The following is an 18,935-nucleotide window of genomic DNA, read 5'->3' on the forward strand; positions in this document are numbered from 1 at the left end:
ATTACAGTCTTCAATATTCTCACCACGGGTTAAACAGAGAGAAAAGAGAGGATCGCATTCTGCTTTCGTTTATCTGTCGTTTAATTTCGATCCAGTATGACACCCGCTGAAATAAATCACGCATTGCGGTGAAGAACGACAAAAGCGTAACGACCGGTAACTAACTTCGCGATAACTCTGACCGGGCCAGCCTGAAGTGAAAAAAAGCGGCTATGCTCTGTCGGCATGAACATACAACCACGAACACCAGGACAGGAAGAGATGAAAAAATTATCAGTTATCGTTATGGCTACCGGTCTGTTTTTGTCCGTCAACCTGCAGGCTAACGCCGCCGGATGTCTTAAGGGTGCCGTAGCAGGCGGCGTGGCAGGTCATCTTGCCCATCATGGTGTGGCTGGCGCCGCAGCCGGTTGCGCAGTCGGTCATCATATGGCGAAGAAAAAACAGAAAGAGGCTGAGCAAAACACGCAGGCACAAAAATAAACTGACCGCACGCCGCGTAATCAGGACGTCGCGCACAACAAAAGTTAATGCGTTGAGATAGCGATTATTCTTAATCTTATCCTAATATTTCTCCTGTACGATGGCGGAAGCAGACAAATATCAGATTGTGTGCATACATTCTGCTGGAACGATTAGCCTGCCTCGCGCAGGCTTTTTATTAACCCAAATCCGCCCCCGCCAGGCCTCCTCTTTTCGCGCTTCGCTTTCTGGTAGTGCCAGCCAGAACTGGAATAAAAATCACGGACGTTACAGTATCCTTAGATATCTATATTTCTCATTAAAAAACAGTAACTTCTCCTCTGGTTACAGTTCACCTATGCTGGGGGCTCACACCGTTCCGCGTCAGAGGGATCTGTTATGTTTGATATGCCGTTATCCTACAGTGCAAAGACAGTTCAGGGCCTTTATGAGGTGCTTCATACTTTCAACCTTAACGGCGCACGCTGCCATGTCATCTATGACGGAAAAGCCACCCGCGCAGCCGTGATAGAGGCTAAATCGAGCGTTAAAGGGGGAGAGATGCGGCATCAGGTGCTTGCCGTGCTGGAGATGGAGCGCGTCGCCAGGATCAACACCACACTGCGTATTAAATCGTTCTGGGCTGATCCCGACGGCGAGCAGTCGGAATGTGGCGTGGTGGAAGCTGACCGTCTGGCTAAAGCGCTGTATGAAACGCTGACCGCCCGGAAACGCATTACGCTGGTCGGCCTGTAGACGTATTCAGCCCGCCCGGTGCGGGCTTTATGATGAAACGTCTATGGCTTCAGGCTATGCCGCCTTCGTTGTAAACCTCTCCCAGACTTTCAGCGCAGCCGTCACGGCTGCATCCAGTTCCTCTCCCGTTGCCCCATCCCGCGCTTCCGTCGAAAGTCCTGTCTCAAAACTGTGAAAGGTCTGTGCCAGCGCACGCGCATCGGTGTCGGCAGCCAACTCGCCCGCCTCTTTGGCTCTGACGACACAGCGCAAAAACCCCGACCGGGTGCGCTGGCGTTGCGTTGCCAGTAAGGTGCGGATGTGCTCGTTTGAAGGGGAACAGGTATTTACGGACAAGGCGATCAGACAGCCGCTGGGATGCCCCGGATCGGTCTGCATCTTTGCGGAAGCGCGCAATGCCTGTTCTATGGCATCAAACGGCCTGAGCTCGTCGTCCCAGAGACAGTCGTTAACCTGACCATATGAGGAGAGATAACAGTCGACAACCTCTTCAAACAGCGCCTCTTTTGAGCCAAATGCAGCGTAGAAACTGGGTGCGGTAATGCCGTTGCCGAGACTGGCCTTGAGCAGAGCAAGCGAGGTGGACTCGAAGCCATGCTGCCAGAAAAGAAACATTGCCTGACGAATCGCCTCGTCCCGGTCAAACGAACGTGGACGTCCCATCTGAGCCATAGCCCCCTCCTGTTCATGCCTGTGAGACTTAAATACTAATCGATACATATGTGCTTGACAAGTGACGACCCGATCTCTAGTTTCGAGAAATATACCAATCGATACAGATGTCTCGAAGTCCGCTGTCAGCGGCTTCTTTCCTTCAGTGAGATTAAAAGAGGTTAACGTGTCCGCTCATATCGAACCCCGTGAAGTCACCGCTCAGGCGGGTCTGCCGCTCGCCTCCCTGCTGGCCTTTGCCATGACCGGCTTTATCGCCATTCTGACCGAAACCCTGCCAGCCGGTCTGCTGCCGGACATCAGTCAGGGACTTGGCGTCTCTCAGGTGATGGCAGGACAGTTAGTGAGTCTCTATGCTCTGGGGTCACTGCTGGCGGCGATCCCGCTGACCGTGCTGACCAGCGGCTGGCGCCGCAAAAAAGTCCTGCTGCTCGCTATCGGGATTTTTGTGATTTTCAACACCATCGCCACCTTTTCTGCCAGCTACTGGCTCACGCTGGCGGCCCGTTTTATGTCCGGTGTGGCGGCCGGGCTGGCCTGGGGAATGCTGGCAGGCTATGCGCGGCGTCTTGTTGCGCCAGATTTACAGGGTCGCGCCCTGGCCATTGCGATGGTCGGCATTCCGGTTGCGTTATCCCTGGGCACACCCGCAGGCTCCTGGCTGGGAAACATGCTGGGATGGCGGGTCGCCTTTGGCGTGATGGCTGCCCTGGCGATTGTGCTGTTTATCTGGGCATGGGTTGCCGTTCCTGATCTGCCGGGACAGAAGGCAGACCGCCGTCTGCCCGTCTGGCAGGTTTTCAGGATGCCGGGTGTTCGCCCGGTGCTGGCGGTCATCTTTCTCTGGATGACCGCCCACAATATTCTTTATACCTTTATCGGGCCCTTTCTGGCGCTGTCGGGCTTGAGCAACGCTGTCGGTCTTATCCTGCTGGTGTTCGGACTGGCCGCATTAACCGGGATCGGGATAACCGGCATCTGGGTCGATCGCCACCTGCGCAGGCTGGTGCTGCTTAGCCTGGCGGCACTGACTGCGGTCTCTGTGGTGCTGGCTATGGGCATGCGGGAACAGGTTGTTATCTTCCTGGCGGTTATCGTCTGGGGATGGTCATTCGGTGGGGCATCAACCCAGATGCAGACGGCCGCCGCTGATTCGGCAGGCAACCATGTGGATGTGGTTCAGGCGATGGTGACGACCGCGTGGAATCTGGCGATCGCCAGTGGCGGCATTCTCGGCGGACTGTTGCTCAATCGTGTCGGTGCCGCTTCATTTCCGTGGGCGCTGATGGCGCTGATGGCAGTGGCGTTTGTAATCGCCTTGCTGGCTAAACAGCAGGCTTTCCGCCCTGGTGCCAGACATCACTGACCGGTTGCAGCGTTCACGCAGGCATAATCATGGCGCAGAGAACAAAACAGATGCGGTCTGCGCAATACGCAGCGGTGAACAGAAAGAGTAAAGCAGATAAACGAATGACGATGCGGGCCTGACTATTTCCGTCTTCTTCCCGCACTTATTAGCGCCCTCGCCTAAGCCGCGACGATCGTTTACAGGATATTTCCCTTTTCTGTCGGGTCACTATTCAGCACGCCGCTTCGGGTTTTCTGATTATCCTGGCGGGCAATAAGAGGTGCTGACTTCTGTTATTTCACGCATCGCTGACCTGAATCCTGATGTCGTCACGGGATTGACTTAGTACAGCGTGTTCATTTTTCCAGATAAAAATATTTTTCTTGTACTTTCTCTTTTTTGTGTGAAACAGAAACTCGGTTTCTCAACGCATTCAGGCACTTGAATTTTAAGCAGAAAATAACCATTAAGCCTGACGGCAACCCGACAGCCGATCGGAAAACGAAACGCTAAGAAACAGAACGTAACATCACCGTTCTTTTTTAAATCAGATAACGAGGGCTTTTCACCCTCTTTATTTTAATCCGCAGGCGGAAATCGTCCTGACAATGAGCAGGCTGCTGAAATCGCCTTATACTGAATGCATATTCTTTTCGGAATATAAACGCATTCAATTTATGGCAACGCAGCAGGCGGCATTTCCGCGCTACTGCTCAGGAGAGATTAACATGGATCAAACCGCATTTTTGATCGGGTTTTCGGTCATGGCAATTGCGTCACTGGTTATTTACGCCACCGGCGGCAAAACATTTCCTTCCCGTCATCATACCCTCATGCATGCATCCGTCCCTTTTATCGCCGCCACCGCCTATCTGGCCATGGCATTCGGGTTCGGTAATCTGACGCTGGACAGCGGCAGCACCGTCTATCTGGCGCGTTACGCTGACTGGTCGATTACGACCCCGATTTTACTGGCAGGACTGGTCATGCTCGCCTTCCATGAACACGGTAAACCCGGTGAAATGGGCGGTTTTCTCACTGCCATCATCGTGCTGGATGTCATGATGATTATCACCGGTCTGGTTTCGTCACTGGCTGAAACGGCGGCGGCGAAATGGGTCTGGTACCTCTGGTCCTGTGCCGCGTTTCTGGGTGTGGTTTACCTGCTGTGGGGACCGCTTCGCACCATGGCGGCCAATCGCGGCAGTGCACTGGCGGGTGCCTATAATAAAAATGTCGCGCTGCTGACCGTCGTCTGGTTCATCTATCCGATTGTGTTCCTCGTCGGTCCGGAAGGCCTGAAAATCATTACCGACCCCTCATCGGTCTGGGCATTTTTAGTGCTGGATATCATCGCGAAGGTCTTCTATGCCTTTTACGCGGCGGCTAACCTGGAAAAAGCGCTCGATCATACCCGCCGCACGGGTACCGTGAAGTGATAACACGATCAGGGGCCGGATGGATGGCTCTGTGGGGGGCAGCCCTGGCTGCCTCCTTCTGCCCGCTGTCCGTACAGGTGCTGTTTGCGGTTATCGCTATCGGGATTATCGGCATGGCGCACGGCGCCAGCGATCTGGACGTGGTTCAGCGTCGCCGCCGGCTGCCGTTTCTTGCCCTGTATGGCGCAGTGATTGCGCTCTGTCTGCTCTGGTGGCACCGCGCGCCAGGGCTGGCGTTGCCCGGCTTTCTGATCGCCTCAGCTGTCCATTTTGCCCTTGAGGATGCACCGCACGGCGGACTGACAGAACGTCTGGCGCGGGGGATTACGATGATAGCGGCCCCGGCCACTCTTCATCTGCCCGCGTTCAGGTCTATCCTGCATCAGGCCGGACTGGCATCCGTGATGCCGGGGTCTGTGACGGCGGCCCTTGCGATCCTCGGTGGCATTGGTGCGCTGGGGCTGACCCTCACCGGGCTTCTTCGGCGGGATGGACATCTTATCGCGGGCATTCTGGCGCTGCTGCTGCTGCCGCCTTTCGTCGGCTTCTCGATGGGATTTTTGATTCTGCACGCGCTGCCACAAACCCGACTGCGTCGTGACCAGCTGGGCTTTACCACATACGCGGGCTATCTCCATCTGACCTGGCCGATATTGACCGCGGCCATAGTGCTGGCCTCGCTGATCATTTATATGATGTTACCCGGTGACGCTGCGGGCATCCGGTCGCTGTTTGCCGCCCTTGCCGCGCTCGCCCTTCCGCATATGCTGGTGACACCCTGGTTTGAACCGCCGCAGCAGGCGTGAGACGGTCTTAAAGGGCCAGTCCCGACTCAGCAATAAAATCGATAAAACAGCGGACCCGGGCGGAGAGGTAGCGGCCGGAGGGCCACACGGCGGAGAAGTGCCCCTGCTGTGTACAGCAACCCTGCATTACTTCTTTTAGCTGTCCCTCAGCCAGCGCGTCGCGAACGGCGAAGTCGGGCAGATAGCTGATACCCATTCCCGATAAGCTCAGGCCAATCGCCGCTTCAATGTTATTTACCGTCAACACCGATGCCGCTCTGGGTTCAGCACCGGGCCGCAGCCCCTGAAGCTCCCATGTCTGTAGCAAGCCGGTGGCGGGCAGGCGGAAAAAAATGCACCTGTGTTCAGCCAGATCATCCGCTGACGCCGGAACCCCGGAATTGTTCAGATAAGCGGGACTGGCGCAGAGGAGGAAGCGGAAATGACCCAGCCTTTTTGCCGTCAGCCTGGAATCAGCTAACTCGCCGCTGCGGATCGCCACGTCAAATCCTTCGTCGATGATATTCACCAGCCGATCGCTGAAATCCAGATCCAGTTCGATCTGAGGATAACGGCGCGTAAACGCGGGGAGTGCAGGAAGCAGTAATCTGTAGCCCGCGGCGGGGAGTGAGACCCGGAGTCTGCCAGCAGGTTCTGCGGCACTGCTCGCCAGTGCTGACTCAGCTTCCTGAAGCTGTTCCAGGATCGCTTTGCATCGGGTGAGTAGTGCCGCCCCTTCCGTCGTCAGGCTCACATTTCTTGTGCTGCGGTTAAAAAGCCGCACGCCCAGTTTTTGCTCCAGTCTGGCGACGTTCTTACCGACTGCTGACGCTGAAATTCCCAGCAGTCGCGCAGCCTGAACAAAGCTCAGCGTCTCGGCTGTCCGTACAAAAGAGGTAAGAGAAGTCAGGCTATCCATCGATTATCAACTTTATGTCCATTGAGACCGTCCATCCAGTCTATTTATCCACTCAGATGTCCGCAATAACATCGCAGCAGTTTTCACTCATTCGCTGTCAGGATAAAAGGTCTTGTTATGTCATACAGAGCCCGCGCGCTTTTTCGCCACACCAGAACCCCAGCCGCCCTTACCGTTTTTATGGCGGCGCTGCTTTTGCCGTTGAGTTTCACCGGCGGTGTGGTTACCACGCCTGCCATCCAGCACATGCTGGGCGGTTCCCCTGGCGAGCTGTCATGGCTGACGAATGGATTTATGCTGACGTTTGGCAGTTTTCTGCTGACAGCAGGCATTGCTGCAGACGCCCTCGGCAGAAAACCTGTTTTTATCGCTGGCGCAGCGCTGTTCTGTCTCAGCAGTCTCATCATCGGCGTGATGAACAACCTGATAATGCAGGGCCTGCTCAGGTCTCTGCAGGGGCTGGCCGCAGCCATGCTCTTAGCCAGCGGCAGCGCGCTGCTGGCCAGCATCTATGAGGGCGCAGACCGGACGCGGATGTTCAGCCTGCTCGGCACCCTCTTCGGCGCTGGCTTAGCGTTTGGACCGCTGGCGGTGGGCTTTATTACCGATACCCTCGGCTGGCGCTGGGTCTATATCCTGTTTGCGCTGCTTTCAGGCGGCGTGCTGCTTGCCGGCAGGGCATACCTGCCGCTATCGGCGCTGAACGCCTCTCATCCGGCAGATAAAGCCGGGCTGACGCTGTTTACCGCGGCGCTGATTCTGTTTACCACTGCGATGATGCTGTTATCCACGTTCGGGTTTTTATCCCCTCTGCCGCTGGTGCTGTTCCTCTGCTCCATGCTGCTTCTGGGTGCATTTATTGTGCGTTGCCAGCGTACTGCCCATCCTGTGCTCGATATTTCCCTGCTGCGCAGCCCGCGCTTCGCCGGGATTCTGCTGCTGCCGGTGGCAACCTGCTACTGCTACGTTGTGCTGTTGATCATCGTTCCGCTGCACTTTATGGGGGGAAATGGATTCAGTGAGTCGCGAAGTGCGCTTTTCCTTATGGCCCTGACTGCACCGATGCTGGTTCTTCCCGCCTGCGCCGCCGTGCTGACGCGCTGGTTTTCACCGTCCGTGGTGTCAGCATCCGGGCTGATGATCGCGGCAGCCGGGTTACTTTTCCTCGGGCAGGCGTTACAGGGTCACAGCGCCCTGCTGCTTATCGTCGCATTGCTGATAACCGGTGCAGGCGCGGCGCTGCCGTGGGGGCTGATGGATGGACTTGCCCTCTCTGCGGTTCCGGTTGAAAAAGCCGGAATGGCGGCCGGCCTGTTCAACACCGTTCGTGTAGCGGGAGAAGGCATCGCGCTGGCGATGGTTTCCGCCTTTCTTACCAGAATGAACGATGTGAACCTCAGCAAAACCGTTCAGGGGCTGACATCAGCGGAGATACACCAGGCGGCAGCCTGGCTGGGAGGCGGCAATCTTCAGCAGGCAATAACACTTTTACCCGGCGTTTCCCGCGCAGTGGTCCAGAATAGTTATGACAGCGCCTATCTGTGCCTTTTCCGGGTGCTGGCAGCCATCACACTGTGTTGCGCCCTGGCCATCCTGGCCCTGTCGGGCCAGCCGCGCCGCTAAAACACCTTTTCTGAGGAGAGTGAATAACCTATGCGAATCCCTGACTATCCCTCGACAGATTCAGATAAGTGGGCACAGGTGGATGCCTGGTTTTCTGAAAAGCTTGCGCCCGAAGATGCTGAATTAAATTTCGCGCTCTCTAACAACGCAAAGCAGGGCTTACCTGCTCATGATGTGTCTGCTTTGCAGGGAAAAATGTTGTCACTGTTCGTACGGATGTCGCAGGCCGTCCGGGTTCTTGAAATCGGTACGCTTGGCGGATACAGCACGATCTGGATGGCCAGAGCGCTTCCTCAGCATGGAAGCGTGACCACTATCGAATACAGTGAGCATCATGCAGAGGTCGCCCGCCAGAATATCCATCAAGCCGGGCTGACGCACTGCGTTACGCTGCACACTGGCGCAGCGCTTGATATCCTGCCTGACCTGGAGGCGCCCTTTGATCTGATTTTTATTGATGCCGACAAGGTGAACAATCCATGTTATCTGGAATGGGCCATCAGACTCTCTCGCCCGGGCACGGTTATCGTCGGTGATAACACGGTGCGTGGCGGACAGGTGCTTGATGCGGAAAGTCACGATCCTAATGTCCGGGGCCTGCGGGAGTTTGTCCGGATGATTGCTGAGGATGAGCGGCTTGACGCCACCGCCATTCAGACGGTGGGTGAGAAGGGATGGGATGGTTTTGTGCTGGCCCTGGTTAAGGCCGGGCGCGCTGTCAGTCCAGGCTGATAACAATCTTCCCGAATGCGCCCCGGTCAAGATGCGCCAGTGCCGCAGGCAGTTCATCGAACCGGTAGGCTTTATCGATGACCGGCTTCAGGTTTATGACATCCACCGCCCGGACCAGATCCTCCAGCGCCCGCCGGTGCCCCACGCCGATGCCCTGAACCGTCGGAGATTTGAGCAGCAGCAATCCGCCAGAGGCTGACGTGTCGTGCGTGTCCATCATCCCGATCAGGGAGATGCGGCCATGTGAGGCGACAGCGCGGACAGAATCGGCGAAGTTACGCCCGCCGACGGTGTCTATCACATGGTCAATACCCCGATCGTGCGTCAGGCGGTAAACGGCTTCTACCCACTCTTCCTTTTGACGGTTAATGCCATGGGTTGCCCCTAGCGCGGTTGCTGCCGCCAGCTTCTCATCACTGGAGGAGGTGATAAAGACCTCTGCACCCATCGCGCGGGCGATCTGAAGTGCAAACAGAGCCACCCCGCCGGTTCCCTGCACCAGAACGCTTTCGCCCGCTTTAAGGCCCCCGCGTTCAATCAGTGCAAACCAGGCGGTCAGCCCCGCACAGACCAGGGTGCAGGCTTCCGCATCGCTCAGCGTTTGCGGGGCGTTGACCAGCCACGCTTCGTTCATCACCACATATTCTGCCAGCACGCCCTGCAAGGCGTAGCCGAGGGTGTTGTAGTGCGGATTTCTGGCGTTGTTAACCGCCTTTCCCTCGATCCAGTCTGCGTTGAACGAGGAGATGACGCGATCACCCTGTTTAAAACGAGACGTGCCCGGACCGACAGCCTCAACCACGCCGGCCATATCGGAACCCGGCGTAAAAGGCATCGGCATTCCTTTTCCCATCCCACCTTCAATAATGACCTTATCCCGGAAGTTAAGGGCAACGGCACTTACCCGGACCAGCACTTCGCCCGGACCCGGCTGCGGGATGGCGGTCTCGGTGAGTGTCAGATGCTGACGGCCAATCTCATTCAGTGTCCAGCGTTTCATGGTGTGATTCATCGCGATTCCTGTAGGGGTTAAGAGCAGAGATCAGAATCGTAGCATTGCCTTTTAAGATACGACGGCGATACTATTTCTCGTCATTGATTCCGCTGAGGCGACAATATGAAAAGCGAAATGAACACCATTCCGGTATTTGTGGCCGTAGCTGAATCCATGAGTTTCTCTCAGGCAGCAGAGCGGCTGCACGTTACGCGCTCTGCCGTCGCAAAAACCATCGCCCGTCTCGAAGAGAGACTTGGCGTCACGCTGTTTAACCGCACCACCCGCAAACAGAGTCTTACCGATGAAGGCGCGCTCTATTATGAATATTGTCGCCGGGCGATGAACGAACTCAAGGCTGCCGAGGATCTGCTGGAGAGCGGCAAGCTGCAGGCCAGCGGTAAACTTCGCGTATCGGTGCCGGTGCTGCTGGGGCACCTCTGTGTCTCGCCTGTCTTCTCCGCGCTGGCGAAAGCGCACCCGAAGCTGGAACTGGAGATATCTTTCAGCGATCGTCAGGTCGATTTGTCCGGAGAGGGTTTCGATCTGGCAGTCAGGATTGGCGCGCTGGCTGACAGTAGCAGCCTGATAGCCCGGCGGCTGGCTTATCACACGATGGTCTTCTGCGCGTCACCGGACTATCTCAGCCAGGCTGGCGAGCCGGCTTCCCCGGATGAACTCCGGCACCATGCGGCAGTGGCCTACATCCGTGGCGGACAGGTGCTGAAGTGGCAGGTTAAAAATGAACGGGGTGACGCGGTGGAGATTTCGCCGCCTGCCCGATTCACCCTGGATGATATGCAGGCGGTAAAAGATATGACGCTGACGGGGGCCGGTATCGCCTGGTTACCTTACTGGCTGGTGCGGGACGACCTCATCAGCGGCAGCCTGAAACAGATACTGAAAGAACATACCTCCGGAAGCTGGCCGGTTTCTGTCGTCTGGCTGCGCACGCCGCATCAGTCGCTGAAAGTCAGGCTGGCTATTCAGGCGCTGTTCAGCGCCCTGCCAGCGATGATGGACGCCGCCGAAGCACAGGTCTGATGGCGTGCCATAAACATCAGACACAAACCTGATGCGTAATGACAGCGCCGGGGCTGTAGTGCTGTAGGTTAGGGGCTTTATGTCCTGGCGAGTCATTGAGCTGAGCAGACTGAAGAGATCCAGCCAAAAAAAAAGCCCTGACAGGATTGCCAGGGCTGAATAAAAAATCTCTCGAGGGTCATCTACCCATCGTTAAAGCCAATCTACCACAAAAAATGCCAAAGTAAATAGCAAGCGATAAAATCGCTGATTTATTTATAGCTTGCTATTCACATAGCCGCATAACCGCTTTTCTCAGACACGACACTGACGTTTCTTCATGCTGTTTCAGCCGCCTTCCCATCCCCCCTCCCCCGCCGTCAGGAGGAAAAAATCAAATTCCGCCAGGAACTGCCGATAACAGCAGATAGCGACATTGCCTACGCAGGAGAAAGCACCCATGTCATTACCCGATACCCATAGTGAGCAACAGGAAATCACCGAGATCACGGCGCGTGCGGGCGCTATCCTGCGGACGCTTCGGGACAGTCTGCAACAGCTGGGACTGGATAAAACCATTGCCGAGGTTGCGGGAAGCATCCCCAACGCGCGTGAAAGACTGGGCTACGTGGTCACACTGACCCGTGAAGCCGCAGATGAGGTTATTAACAGCGTTGAAATCACTCAGCCGGTGCAGACTCAGCTGACAGAAAAGGCGGATCGATTACTGCAGCGCTGGAATGCCACGTCAGCAGAATCCCTGACGAAAGAGCAAACACATCTGTTAGCGGCAGATACCGTTGCCCTGCTGGATGATGTCCCTCATGCCACGAATCTGACACGTCAGCATCTGCACGCCATTATGATGGCGCAGGGATTCCAGGATATTACCGGGCAGATCGTGCAGGCGATGATGGCGGTGCTGAATCAGGCAGAGCAGCAGTTAATCCAGGTGATCCGCGATAAATCAGCTTCGCCATCCAGCGCCGCGCGCGCTACGCCGCCGGCACCTGCGTTCTCAGCGGAACCTGCCGCCAGTCAGGATGATGTGGATGATCTGCTGGCCAGTCTGGGGATATAGACCGACTGCGTGAAGACGTATGGCGGCCATCAACGCCGCCAGAAGATCCTTCCTGTCAGTGATTGTGATCCCGCAGAAAAACGGTCAGCACATCTTTGGGCGGAACACCACCGCACTCCGAGATTAACCAGCCTGTTGCGCCGCGGTGGTAGCTTCCATGCAAAAGCATGTGATTCAGCATATCAACGGCCCTCATCCTGCCCTCGCCTCCATCGACAAAACGGAATGTAATCGTTTCGTCTAAATCGGCGGGAGAGAGTGCGCTGACATATTCAATATATCCGTTGGTACAGACGGCCATTTTAACTTCAAGTTCTTCTGCTGAGGGTGTTTCAGGCGTGTTCAGGGCCGTATAGCCGTGTGGCTTCCCCGAAATATTGGCGCTGAAAATCATGTCTGTCACATAGATGTGGTTCATCAGCCTTAACATCAGGTGACGTTTATGTGCATCAGCATTGTCGCTGAGGCCTTTAATCGTTTTAAGGGTTTCGGCATCAATCCAGCGTTTGAATTTTAAAAGTGTAACCAGCGTGTCCCAGTCCATGCTTTTTCCTGATTAACCTGTTCTGATAGCCTGACAATAATACACAACTTATCGCAGCGTTTAATCTTTCAGGTATTACCTGCCCTCACCCGTTTTTCAACCTGACGATGAACCTGGCTGATAAGACTCCGCCAGCGTTGAGCGGAGTCTCTGTTACAGGATTAATCAAATACACCGTTGATGACGGCGGTCACGATTGCCGTACTCAGGGCAATCAGCACTAAATCGTCGCCCACGGCTCGCCACTCGTAGCCCGGATAGTAAGGCAGATCGTTTAGCATGGAAGCGGGCAACGCTTTTTTCGCAATGCCGGGCGGCAACGGTTTACCGCGTGCCACTTTCTTTGCGATGCCCGGCGGCAGGGACTGATAGCCAACCAGGCCATAGTTGACGGCAAGGCTCCGTGCACGAGAGAAGTTGATGTCGGCGTCTACGCGATCGGGTTTCCCGGCATTTTTACGATGTCCATGTTCGTTTTTTGATTTTGCGTTACCCGGCCCTTTATTGCCGTGCGCGCCATTGTTCCCGTGATTCCCGTTACCGTGACCATTGCCATTGCCATTGCCATTGCCATTGCCAGGATTTGCATAAACCGGTGCAGCACAGACGGCAAAACCTATAACCAGCGCAACGGCTGCTTTAAGAGTACGTTGCTTAAGCATGATGAAATTCCTTAATATCGATTGCGTCTCTGAAATATTAGCTAACGCGGCAAAGTTAACAATCTCACGATCTCTCAAAGCAGCGTTTCCTGCTTTAAGAAAAAGATTATTTTAATGTTCGGACAGACAATGAAGAAATGGTGTTTTAACGCAAACTGGCCGCATAAAATAGTCATTCTGATTCTGTCTGAGGATTTAATTACCGCCACTTCATGGTGACAGATGCCGGTATTAAGGCAGCAAGTCGAATCGCCTTTTTCAGCGCTTATTAACGCATGCAGACTTATTCAGAGAAGAATGATTCCAAATCGCTTCAGTAATATTGCCCAGAGGGCAAAGAGCAGGACGGTTATCGCGCAGGCGATGAGCAGTGTCAGCCAGAAGCCAGCACGCGGGTAAATAAAGGGGAACAGGATAAACATCGGCAGTGTCGGCACCACGTACCAGAAGGTATACCAGGCGTGAGCGGCAATTTTTTCCTGTGCCTGCCCTTCCAGCTTCATCCAGATAAGCACCAGCAGGGTCACCAGCGGCAGGGCCGCGAGCAGGCCGCCGAGCCGGTCGCTGCGCTTTGCCACTTCTGAGATCAGTACAACCATAAAGGCCGTTATCGCATATTTTGTCACGAGCCAGATCATCACACTCTCCTGAATCTTAAACCCACAAGTCAGCCCTGCGGGTTTAATAAAGCACCAGCAACGGCAGCAAGACTCTCTGGCGGTAACGTTGTGAAGATCATCACGTGAATGCGCTTCACGCCATCGCAGCCATTATTTCTGCAGCCATTTTTCCAGCTGTTCGATTTCACCCTTCTGCGCTTTGATAATCTCCTGCGCCATCTTTCTCATTTCAGGATCTTTACCATATTTCAGCTCCGTTTCAGCCATGGCAATCGCTCCTTTGTGATGCTCGGCCATGCCGCTGGCAAAGGCCCTGTCAGGATCCTGCTCCTTCATTGCCGCCATCATGTTGTGATGCATCTTCTGCATGCCCGCCATGTACTCTTTTGATGCGGGAGAATCCGGCATGTCGTGCGTCATGTTCATCTCTGCTTTCTGCGCCATGGCCGTCACCGGCATAACCACCAGCAGTGATAGCAGGGCCATCTGTGACTTTTTCATGTTCTCTTCCTTTTGCGGGTTAAGAATTCTGAGTGTAGCTGACGGCAACCTGCATTTGCGCTAACCTGGTGATTAAGCCGGTCTGAGCGGATTCGACCTCTGAGCAGAGATCGGGATGCAGAACAGACCTGAACCATTAAGCTCATCAGCGTGAGAGATCATGAAAAAACCCATCGTCCCTGAAGACTTTAAACACTATTACCATGACTGGCACTTCTCTCCGGTTATCGAATCCGATGGCACATTCTATCTCTCAGGGGTTACCGCTGCGCGTAAGGACAAACCGATAAGCAAAGATCCTGGCGAGCAATTTCATGATGCGTTTTATAAGCTGGGCGTCTACCTGAACGCTGCCGGTTTAACCTATGACAACATTGTGGAGATGACCACTTTTCATATCGACCTGAAAAAACATATCGCCCTGTTTTCCAGCGTGAAAGATGCCTATATCAAGGCCCCCTATCCGGCATGGTCTGCGATCGGCGTGTCGGAATTCATTCCGGAGAATGCGCTGGTGGAAATGCGGATTGTGGCCAGAAAATAGTGTCAGCCCGGCGTCAGTGTGAAGAAACGAAAACTGAGGCGTCCTGCGCAGGCGGAACAGCGAAGTGTTTCTGCATGCGTTTGATCTCCTCTGCCGGAGGCAGACCAAACAAGCGTTTAAATTCACGATTGAACTGCGAAGGGCTCTCATAGCCCACGGCGAAACTGGCAGAGGCCGCGGTCATCTGCTGACGAACCATCAGCATTCGCGCCTGGTGGAGGCGCACCGATTTCACATACTGCATCGGTGGCAAGCGGGTGATCGCTTTAAAATGAAGATGAAAGGTCGGCACGCTCATGCCCGCTTCATGAGCCAGCTCAGTCAGCGTCACGGATTCTGCATAGGTGGCATGGATGCGCTGCAATACTTTTCCTATTCTGCTGAACTGCCCCTGTAACGCCAGCGCGGCTCGCATGGCGTTACCCTGCGCACCGGTCAGTACGCGAAAATAGAGCTCCCGCAACCGCGCCTGGCCAAGAATCTCAACTTCAAGCGGATTGTTCAGGACCTTAAGCAACCCCTCTACAGCTGACCTCACCGGCTCATCCATCGGGCTGGAGATCATGCTCTGTGGCGCGGTCGCAGGGTGCAGCGCCTCATGCTGATTGATCTGCAACATAAGCTCAGCGGCCAGCTGAAAATCCAGATGCAGATAAATGGCCAGCAGGGGATGCGCTGCAGACGCATCGGTTTCCATCGTAAACGGAACCGGCACGGACACCGCCAGATAGTGCTGTTCATCATAGATGTAAGTCTGCTGGCCAAAATAACCGCGTTTGCTGCCCTGACAGACAATCACGATCCCGGGGTCATACAGCACCGGCGTTCTGGCCAGCGGGCGATCGGAACGCAAAATGCGCACACCCGATAAGGCGGTCAGATTATAGCCCTCCTGCGGGGCAAGGGCTTTTATCAGGGTGATCATGTCGGACATCGCTGCACCTCATAAGATCAGGCAAGAAAACGAGAAGAAAGGGCCTGAAAATCCGGCTCCACAGAGAATACCATGCAATTCCGACAATTCATGGAGGTTTTGATTATGACAACGGCAAAAACAATCTTAATCACAGGCGTCAGCAGCGGGTTTGGTCTTGCTCTGGCACAGGAGGCACTCAGGTCCGGGCATCGGGTCATCGGCACGGTGCGTAACCGTGCCGCGCTGGAGGCATTTGAGGCGCTGGATCCTGCGCGCGCGGCAGGCCGTCTGCTGGATGTGACAGAGGCTGAGCGTATTGATGAGGTGGTCAGGGAGATTGAATCTACCTTCGGTGAAGTTGATGTGCTGGTAAACAACGCCGGTTACGGCCACGAAGGCATCATGGAGGAGTCTTCTCTGGAAGAGATGCGCCACCAGTTTGACGTTAATGTCTTTGGCGCGGTCGCGATGATCAAGGCTCTGCTGCCGGGCATGCGTCAGCGCCGTCGCGGCCATATCATTAACATCACCTCGATGGGCGGTTTTATCACCCTGCCCGGCATCAGCTACTACTGCGGCAGCAAGTTTGCATTAGAGGGCATTTCAGAAACCTTAGGCAAGGAGCTGACACCCTTTAATATCGCGGTTACCGCCGTGGCCCCCGGCTCATTCCGCACAGACTGGGCAGGGCGTTCGATGGTAAGAAGCGCGCGCACGATCCCGGACTATGACGCATTATTCGACCCCATCCGTCAGGCCCGTGAAGAAAAGAGCGGAAAGCAACGCGGCAACCCCACAAAGGCTGCCCGGGCCATACTGGCACTGATTGAAAGCCACAATCCACCCGCTCATCTGTTGCTGGGCAGTGATGCCCTGGACTTAGTGCGCCAGAAGCTGACGGCACTCAGTGAGGAGATCGATCGCTGGGAAACGGTTACGCGCTCGACGGATGACTAACCGGTTCCGCGACGGCGGGATGGAAGGGAAACGCTGGCTGAGACGTCCGTGCGCCCGGAGGTGCGCCGGATTAAGCGGATACTCAGCCCTGCCCCTACCGCCAGGCAGCCGGCCATCGTCAAAAGTGCAACAATAAACGCCTGCGAAATCCCGGCTGCACTTTTATCACTGCCGAGCAGGCTGTAGAAAAGTCCGCCGATGACGGCCACGCTGAGCGCCGTGCTGATTTGCAACGCGGCGCTGGTGACGCCCGCAATCATCCCTGAAAACGGCGCCGCAACCTGGCCTGTCACCATCCGCACCAGCGTTGGCATTGCCAGCCCCTGACCCAGCCCCGTCAGGAAAAGGAGCGCCGCGAGCGGCAGCATGGCGGGAGAGTGGCCTGTCTGCGTCGTGGCGATCAGCCATGCCAGCCCCGCCAGTCCCGCGGTCTCGCATCCCATCCCGATGGCGCTGAGCAGGTTGCCGACAAAGCGTCTCAGGTAAGGGGTGAGCAGTGGCCCGATCAGAAATCCCAGACCAAAGGGCAGAAAAAGCGTGCCTGCTGTCAGCGCGTTCAGATGCAGCGCGCCCTGCAGATACACAGAAAAGAGCAGAAAGAAGGTACCAATCGAATAGAACAGCAGAACGATGACCAGTCCCTGCCCCAGGCCCGGCGCGCGCAGTACAGTCGGATTCAGCAGTGGCGTTCCGCCCTTCAGGCTGAGGCGATGCTCATAACGCCATAATGCCGAGGCCAGCAGCGGGACCGTCACAAAGAGCAGCCACGTCCACCAGGGCCACCCTGCCTCCCGGCCTTCAATCAGCGGAACAATCAGCGCACTCAGCGTCAGCGTTGCCAGCAGTGTGCCAACAGGATCGAGTCGCTGAGCGAAGGGTGCCCGCGTTTCCTTCAGCAGCGGCAGGCCAAAAAGAACAACCAGCAGCGCTACCGGCAGGTTAACCAGAAAAATTGCCCGCCATCCGAGATGAAACAGATCGGCCTGAATCAGAATGCCCCCCAGCACCTGTCCGATAACAGAAGCCAGCCCAAACACGGCACCATAGATACTCAGCGCCAGCGGTCTCTCCGCTTCAGGAAAAATAGCCTGAACGGAAGCCAGCGCCTGTGGGGCCATAATGGCGGCTGTCACCCCCTGCAGTAGGCGTCCGGCAATCAGAACCCAGGGTGACCAGGCAAAACCACACAGCACAGAGGCAGCGGCAAAACCGATCAGCCCCAGAAAGAACATTTTTCCACGACCATAAATATCACCCAGACGCCCTCCGGTAATCAGCGTCACCGCATACACCGCGGCATAAGAGGAGATCACCAGCTGCTCCGCCGAGGATGACGTACCCAGTTCATGCTGAATCGCGGGCAGTGCCACGTTGACGATAAAGAAATCGAGCGGCGGCAGGAAAGCGCCGACCAGTAAAATGATAAACATGGCCCAGCGACGTGGCTCGGCCTGCGGGATGTGATGTATGGACATTAATCACTCCTTAGAAAATGGCAACGTCCCCCATCAGGGACATGAGGCAAGGGATCGGAAGGGGCGTGTCGCCCCTGTCAGCCCAGCGGCGCGACAATCAGCGCATACCGCCGGAGGCCAGTATCACTTCACCGTTTATCCAGCCCGCTTCCTCTGAAGCGAGAAAAGAGACGATCGGTGCAACATCCTCTACCTGACCGATACGGCCGAGCGGCGTCTGCGCTTCATTCCACGTCTGGAACGCCGAATTCATCGCGCCAGCGCTGTGACTTCCTTCTGTTTCGATCAGACCGGGATTGACCGCATTTACCCGGATGCCGCGCGGACCAAGCTCTTTCGAAAGTACGCCCGTGATGGCATCTATCGCGCCTTTAGCCCCGCTGTAGATGGCGCTTTCGGCGATGAAGACGCGGGTGACAAACGAACTGATGTTGATGATGCTGCCTCCCCTGCCCATGTAAGGGACGGCCGCCGCGGTGACTAACAATGGCCCCAGAACATTGATGTCGAACTGGCGGCGATAGAGCGCTTCGGTGCTCTCCTCAATGGCGGCGAACTGATAAACACCGGCGTTATTCACCACGATATCCAGCTGTCCGAAATGCGTGAGCGTGGTGCTGACCAGAGCTTCAACCCCGGCCTGGCTGGTGACATCGGCTGCTACAGCCAGCGCCTCACCCGCGGCCGCGTCGATAGCGGCGACCACCTGCTCAGCCCCCTCTCTGTCTGAGAGGTAACTGACAACCACTTTTGCCCCCTCGGCGGCCAGCTGACGGGCTACTGCGGCTCCGATACCTTTTGAACCACCGGTAACAAGAGCGACTTTGTCTTTTAATCTCTTCATAGTTAGCTTCCTGATAAAGACGCCTGCGGCGACCCAAT

At 55.8% G+C, this 18,935-nt stretch carries 21 protein-coding genes; 11 read left to right on the forward strand and 10 right to left on the reverse strand.

Translation table 11 applies throughout. The features are described 5' to 3' along the window. The first annotated feature begins 261 nt into the window (after positions 1–261). Together F3I47_RS13085 and F3I47_RS13090 are read left to right on the forward strand one after the other, a co-directional pair. Positions 262–483, forward strand: coding sequence for a hypothetical protein (locus F3I47_RS13085; protein ID WP_009092919.1), 222 nt, complete (start codon positions 262–264; stop codon positions 481–483). Positions 484–861: 378 nt separating this feature from the next. Continuing rightward, entirely contained in the window at positions 862–1,218 is a 357-nt protein-coding gene (locus F3I47_RS13090) for a hypothetical protein (protein WP_140923407.1), read from the forward strand. Positions 1,219–1,272: 54 nt separating this feature from the next. Here the strand turns inward: F3I47_RS13090 and F3I47_RS13095 are convergent, their stop codons facing one another. After that, positions 1,273–1,890, reverse strand: coding sequence for a TetR/AcrR family transcriptional regulator (locus F3I47_RS13095; RefSeq protein WP_111208755.1), 618 nt, complete (start codon positions 1,888–1,890; stop codon positions 1,273–1,275). Positions 1,891–2,056: 166 nt separating this feature from the next. Between F3I47_RS13095 and F3I47_RS13100 the strand changes: the two genes are divergently transcribed. From F3I47_RS13100 to F3I47_RS13110, 3 genes are all read left to right on the forward strand, one after another. Beyond that, positions 2,057–3,256, forward strand: a complete 1,200-nt coding sequence (locus F3I47_RS13100) for an MFS transporter (RefSeq protein WP_150029089.1) — start codon at positions 2,057–2,059, stop codon at positions 3,254–3,256. 710 nt (positions 3,257–3,966) lie between these two features. Continuing rightward, the gene (locus tag F3I47_RS13105) at positions 3,967–4,677 is read left to right on the forward strand and encodes a bacteriorhodopsin (RefSeq protein ID WP_058957156.1); all 711 of its coding nucleotides are present in this window, start codon (positions 3,967–3,969) and stop codon (positions 4,675–4,677) included. Between the two features lie 23 nt (positions 4,678–4,700). Continuing rightward, the gene (locus tag F3I47_RS13110; protein ID WP_150029090.1) at positions 4,701–5,483 is read left to right on the forward strand and encodes a Brp/Blh family beta-carotene 15,15'-dioxygenase; all 783 of its coding nucleotides are present in this window, start codon (positions 4,701–4,703) and stop codon (positions 5,481–5,483) included. 7 nt (positions 5,484–5,490) lie between these two features. On the opposite strand, the gene F3I47_RS13115 is transcribed toward F3I47_RS13110, so the two are convergent. Next, positions 5,491–6,381 (reverse strand): LysR substrate-binding domain-containing protein, encoded by an 891-nt coding sequence (locus F3I47_RS13115; protein ID WP_150029091.1) that lies wholly within the window; start codon positions 6,379–6,381, stop codon positions 5,491–5,493. A gap of 117 nt (positions 6,382–6,498) precedes the next feature. On the opposite strand from F3I47_RS13115, the gene F3I47_RS13120 reads away from it, so the two are divergent. Next, on the forward strand, positions 6,499–8,004 hold the full coding sequence (locus F3I47_RS13120) for an MFS transporter (RefSeq protein WP_150029092.1): 1,506 nt from the start codon (positions 6,499–6,501) through the stop codon (positions 8,002–8,004). Positions 8,005–8,034: 30 nt separating this feature from the next. Further along, positions 8,035–8,736, forward strand: coding sequence for an O-methyltransferase (locus F3I47_RS13125; protein WP_058957138.1), 702 nt, complete (start codon positions 8,035–8,037; stop codon positions 8,734–8,736). Here F3I47_RS13125 and F3I47_RS13130 read toward each other — a convergent pair. Next, entirely contained in the window at positions 8,723–9,748 is a 1,026-nt protein-coding gene (locus tag F3I47_RS13130) for an NAD(P)-dependent alcohol dehydrogenase (RefSeq protein WP_150029093.1), read from the reverse strand. The genes F3I47_RS13125 and F3I47_RS13130 overlap by 14 nt on opposite strands. Positions 9,749–9,853: 105 nt before the next feature. On the opposite strand from F3I47_RS13130, the gene F3I47_RS13135 reads away from it, so the two are divergent. Together F3I47_RS13135 and F3I47_RS13140 are read left to right on the forward strand one after the other, a co-directional pair. Beyond that, positions 9,854–10,774 (forward strand): LysR family transcriptional regulator, encoded by a 921-nt coding sequence (locus tag F3I47_RS13135; protein ID WP_111208762.1) that lies wholly within the window; start codon positions 9,854–9,856, stop codon positions 10,772–10,774. A gap of 439 nt (positions 10,775–11,213) precedes the next feature. After that, positions 11,214–11,834, forward strand: a complete 621-nt coding sequence (locus F3I47_RS13140; RefSeq protein WP_150029094.1) for a protein phosphatase CheZ — start codon at positions 11,214–11,216, stop codon at positions 11,832–11,834. 55 nt (positions 11,835–11,889) lie between these two features. On the opposite strand, the gene F3I47_RS13145 is transcribed toward F3I47_RS13140, so the two are convergent. The 4 genes from F3I47_RS13145 to F3I47_RS13160 form a co-directional block, all read right to left on the reverse strand. Continuing rightward, on the reverse strand, positions 11,890–12,378 hold the full coding sequence (locus tag F3I47_RS13145; RefSeq protein ID WP_150029095.1) for a DinB family protein: 489 nt from the start codon (positions 12,376–12,378) through the stop codon (positions 11,890–11,892). A gap of 161 nt (positions 12,379–12,539) precedes the next feature. Beyond that, positions 12,540–13,040, reverse strand: a complete 501-nt coding sequence (locus tag F3I47_RS13150) for an anti-virulence regulator CigR family protein (protein WP_150042074.1) — start codon at positions 13,038–13,040, stop codon at positions 12,540–12,542. Positions 13,041–13,327: 287 nt separating this feature from the next. Next, positions 13,328–13,678 carry a DUF3147 family protein gene (locus tag F3I47_RS13155; protein ID WP_046102708.1) on the reverse strand — a complete coding sequence of 117 codons (351 nt, stop codon included), beginning with the start codon at positions 13,676–13,678 and terminating at the stop codon, positions 13,328–13,330. Between the two features lie 132 nt (positions 13,679–13,810). Further along, positions 13,811–14,146, reverse strand: coding sequence for a DUF305 domain-containing protein (locus F3I47_RS13160; RefSeq protein WP_370462009.1), 336 nt, complete (start codon positions 14,144–14,146; stop codon positions 13,811–13,813). A gap of 175 nt (positions 14,147–14,321) precedes the next feature. On the opposite strand from F3I47_RS13160, the gene F3I47_RS13165 reads away from it, so the two are divergent. Next, positions 14,322–14,705 (forward strand): Rid family hydrolase, encoded by a 384-nt coding sequence (locus F3I47_RS13165; protein ID WP_140029134.1) that lies wholly within the window; start codon positions 14,322–14,324, stop codon positions 14,703–14,705. A 13-nt stretch (positions 14,706–14,718) separates the two neighbouring features. On the opposite strand, the gene F3I47_RS13170 is transcribed toward F3I47_RS13165, so the two are convergent. Then, the gene (locus F3I47_RS13170; protein WP_150029096.1) at positions 14,719–15,639 is read right to left on the reverse strand and encodes an AraC family transcriptional regulator; all 921 of its coding nucleotides are present in this window, start codon (positions 15,637–15,639) and stop codon (positions 14,719–14,721) included. 105 nt (positions 15,640–15,744) lie between these two features. On the opposite strand from F3I47_RS13170, the gene F3I47_RS13175 reads away from it, so the two are divergent. Beyond that, on the forward strand, positions 15,745–16,578 hold the full coding sequence (locus F3I47_RS13175) for an oxidoreductase (protein ID WP_150029097.1): 834 nt from the start codon (positions 15,745–15,747) through the stop codon (positions 16,576–16,578). Here the strand turns inward: F3I47_RS13175 and F3I47_RS13180 are convergent. Together F3I47_RS13180 and F3I47_RS13185 are read right to left on the reverse strand one after the other, a co-directional pair. Beyond that, positions 16,575–18,053, reverse strand: a complete 1,479-nt coding sequence (locus tag F3I47_RS13180; protein WP_150029098.1) for an MFS transporter — start codon at positions 18,051–18,053, stop codon at positions 16,575–16,577. The genes F3I47_RS13175 and F3I47_RS13180 overlap by 4 nt on opposite strands. 97 nt (positions 18,054–18,150) lie before the next feature. After that, positions 18,151–18,897 carry an SDR family NAD(P)-dependent oxidoreductase gene (locus F3I47_RS13185; RefSeq protein ID WP_150029099.1) on the reverse strand — a complete coding sequence of 249 codons (747 nt, stop codon included), beginning with the start codon at positions 18,895–18,897 and terminating at the stop codon, positions 18,151–18,153. Between the last annotated feature and the right edge of the window lie 38 nt (positions 18,898–18,935).

It is taken from the genome of Pantoea sp. M_10, from assembly GCF_008631515.1.
In the GTDB taxonomy this organism is placed as follows: domain Bacteria; phylum Pseudomonadota; class Gammaproteobacteria; order Enterobacterales; family Enterobacteriaceae; genus Pantoea; species Pantoea anthophila.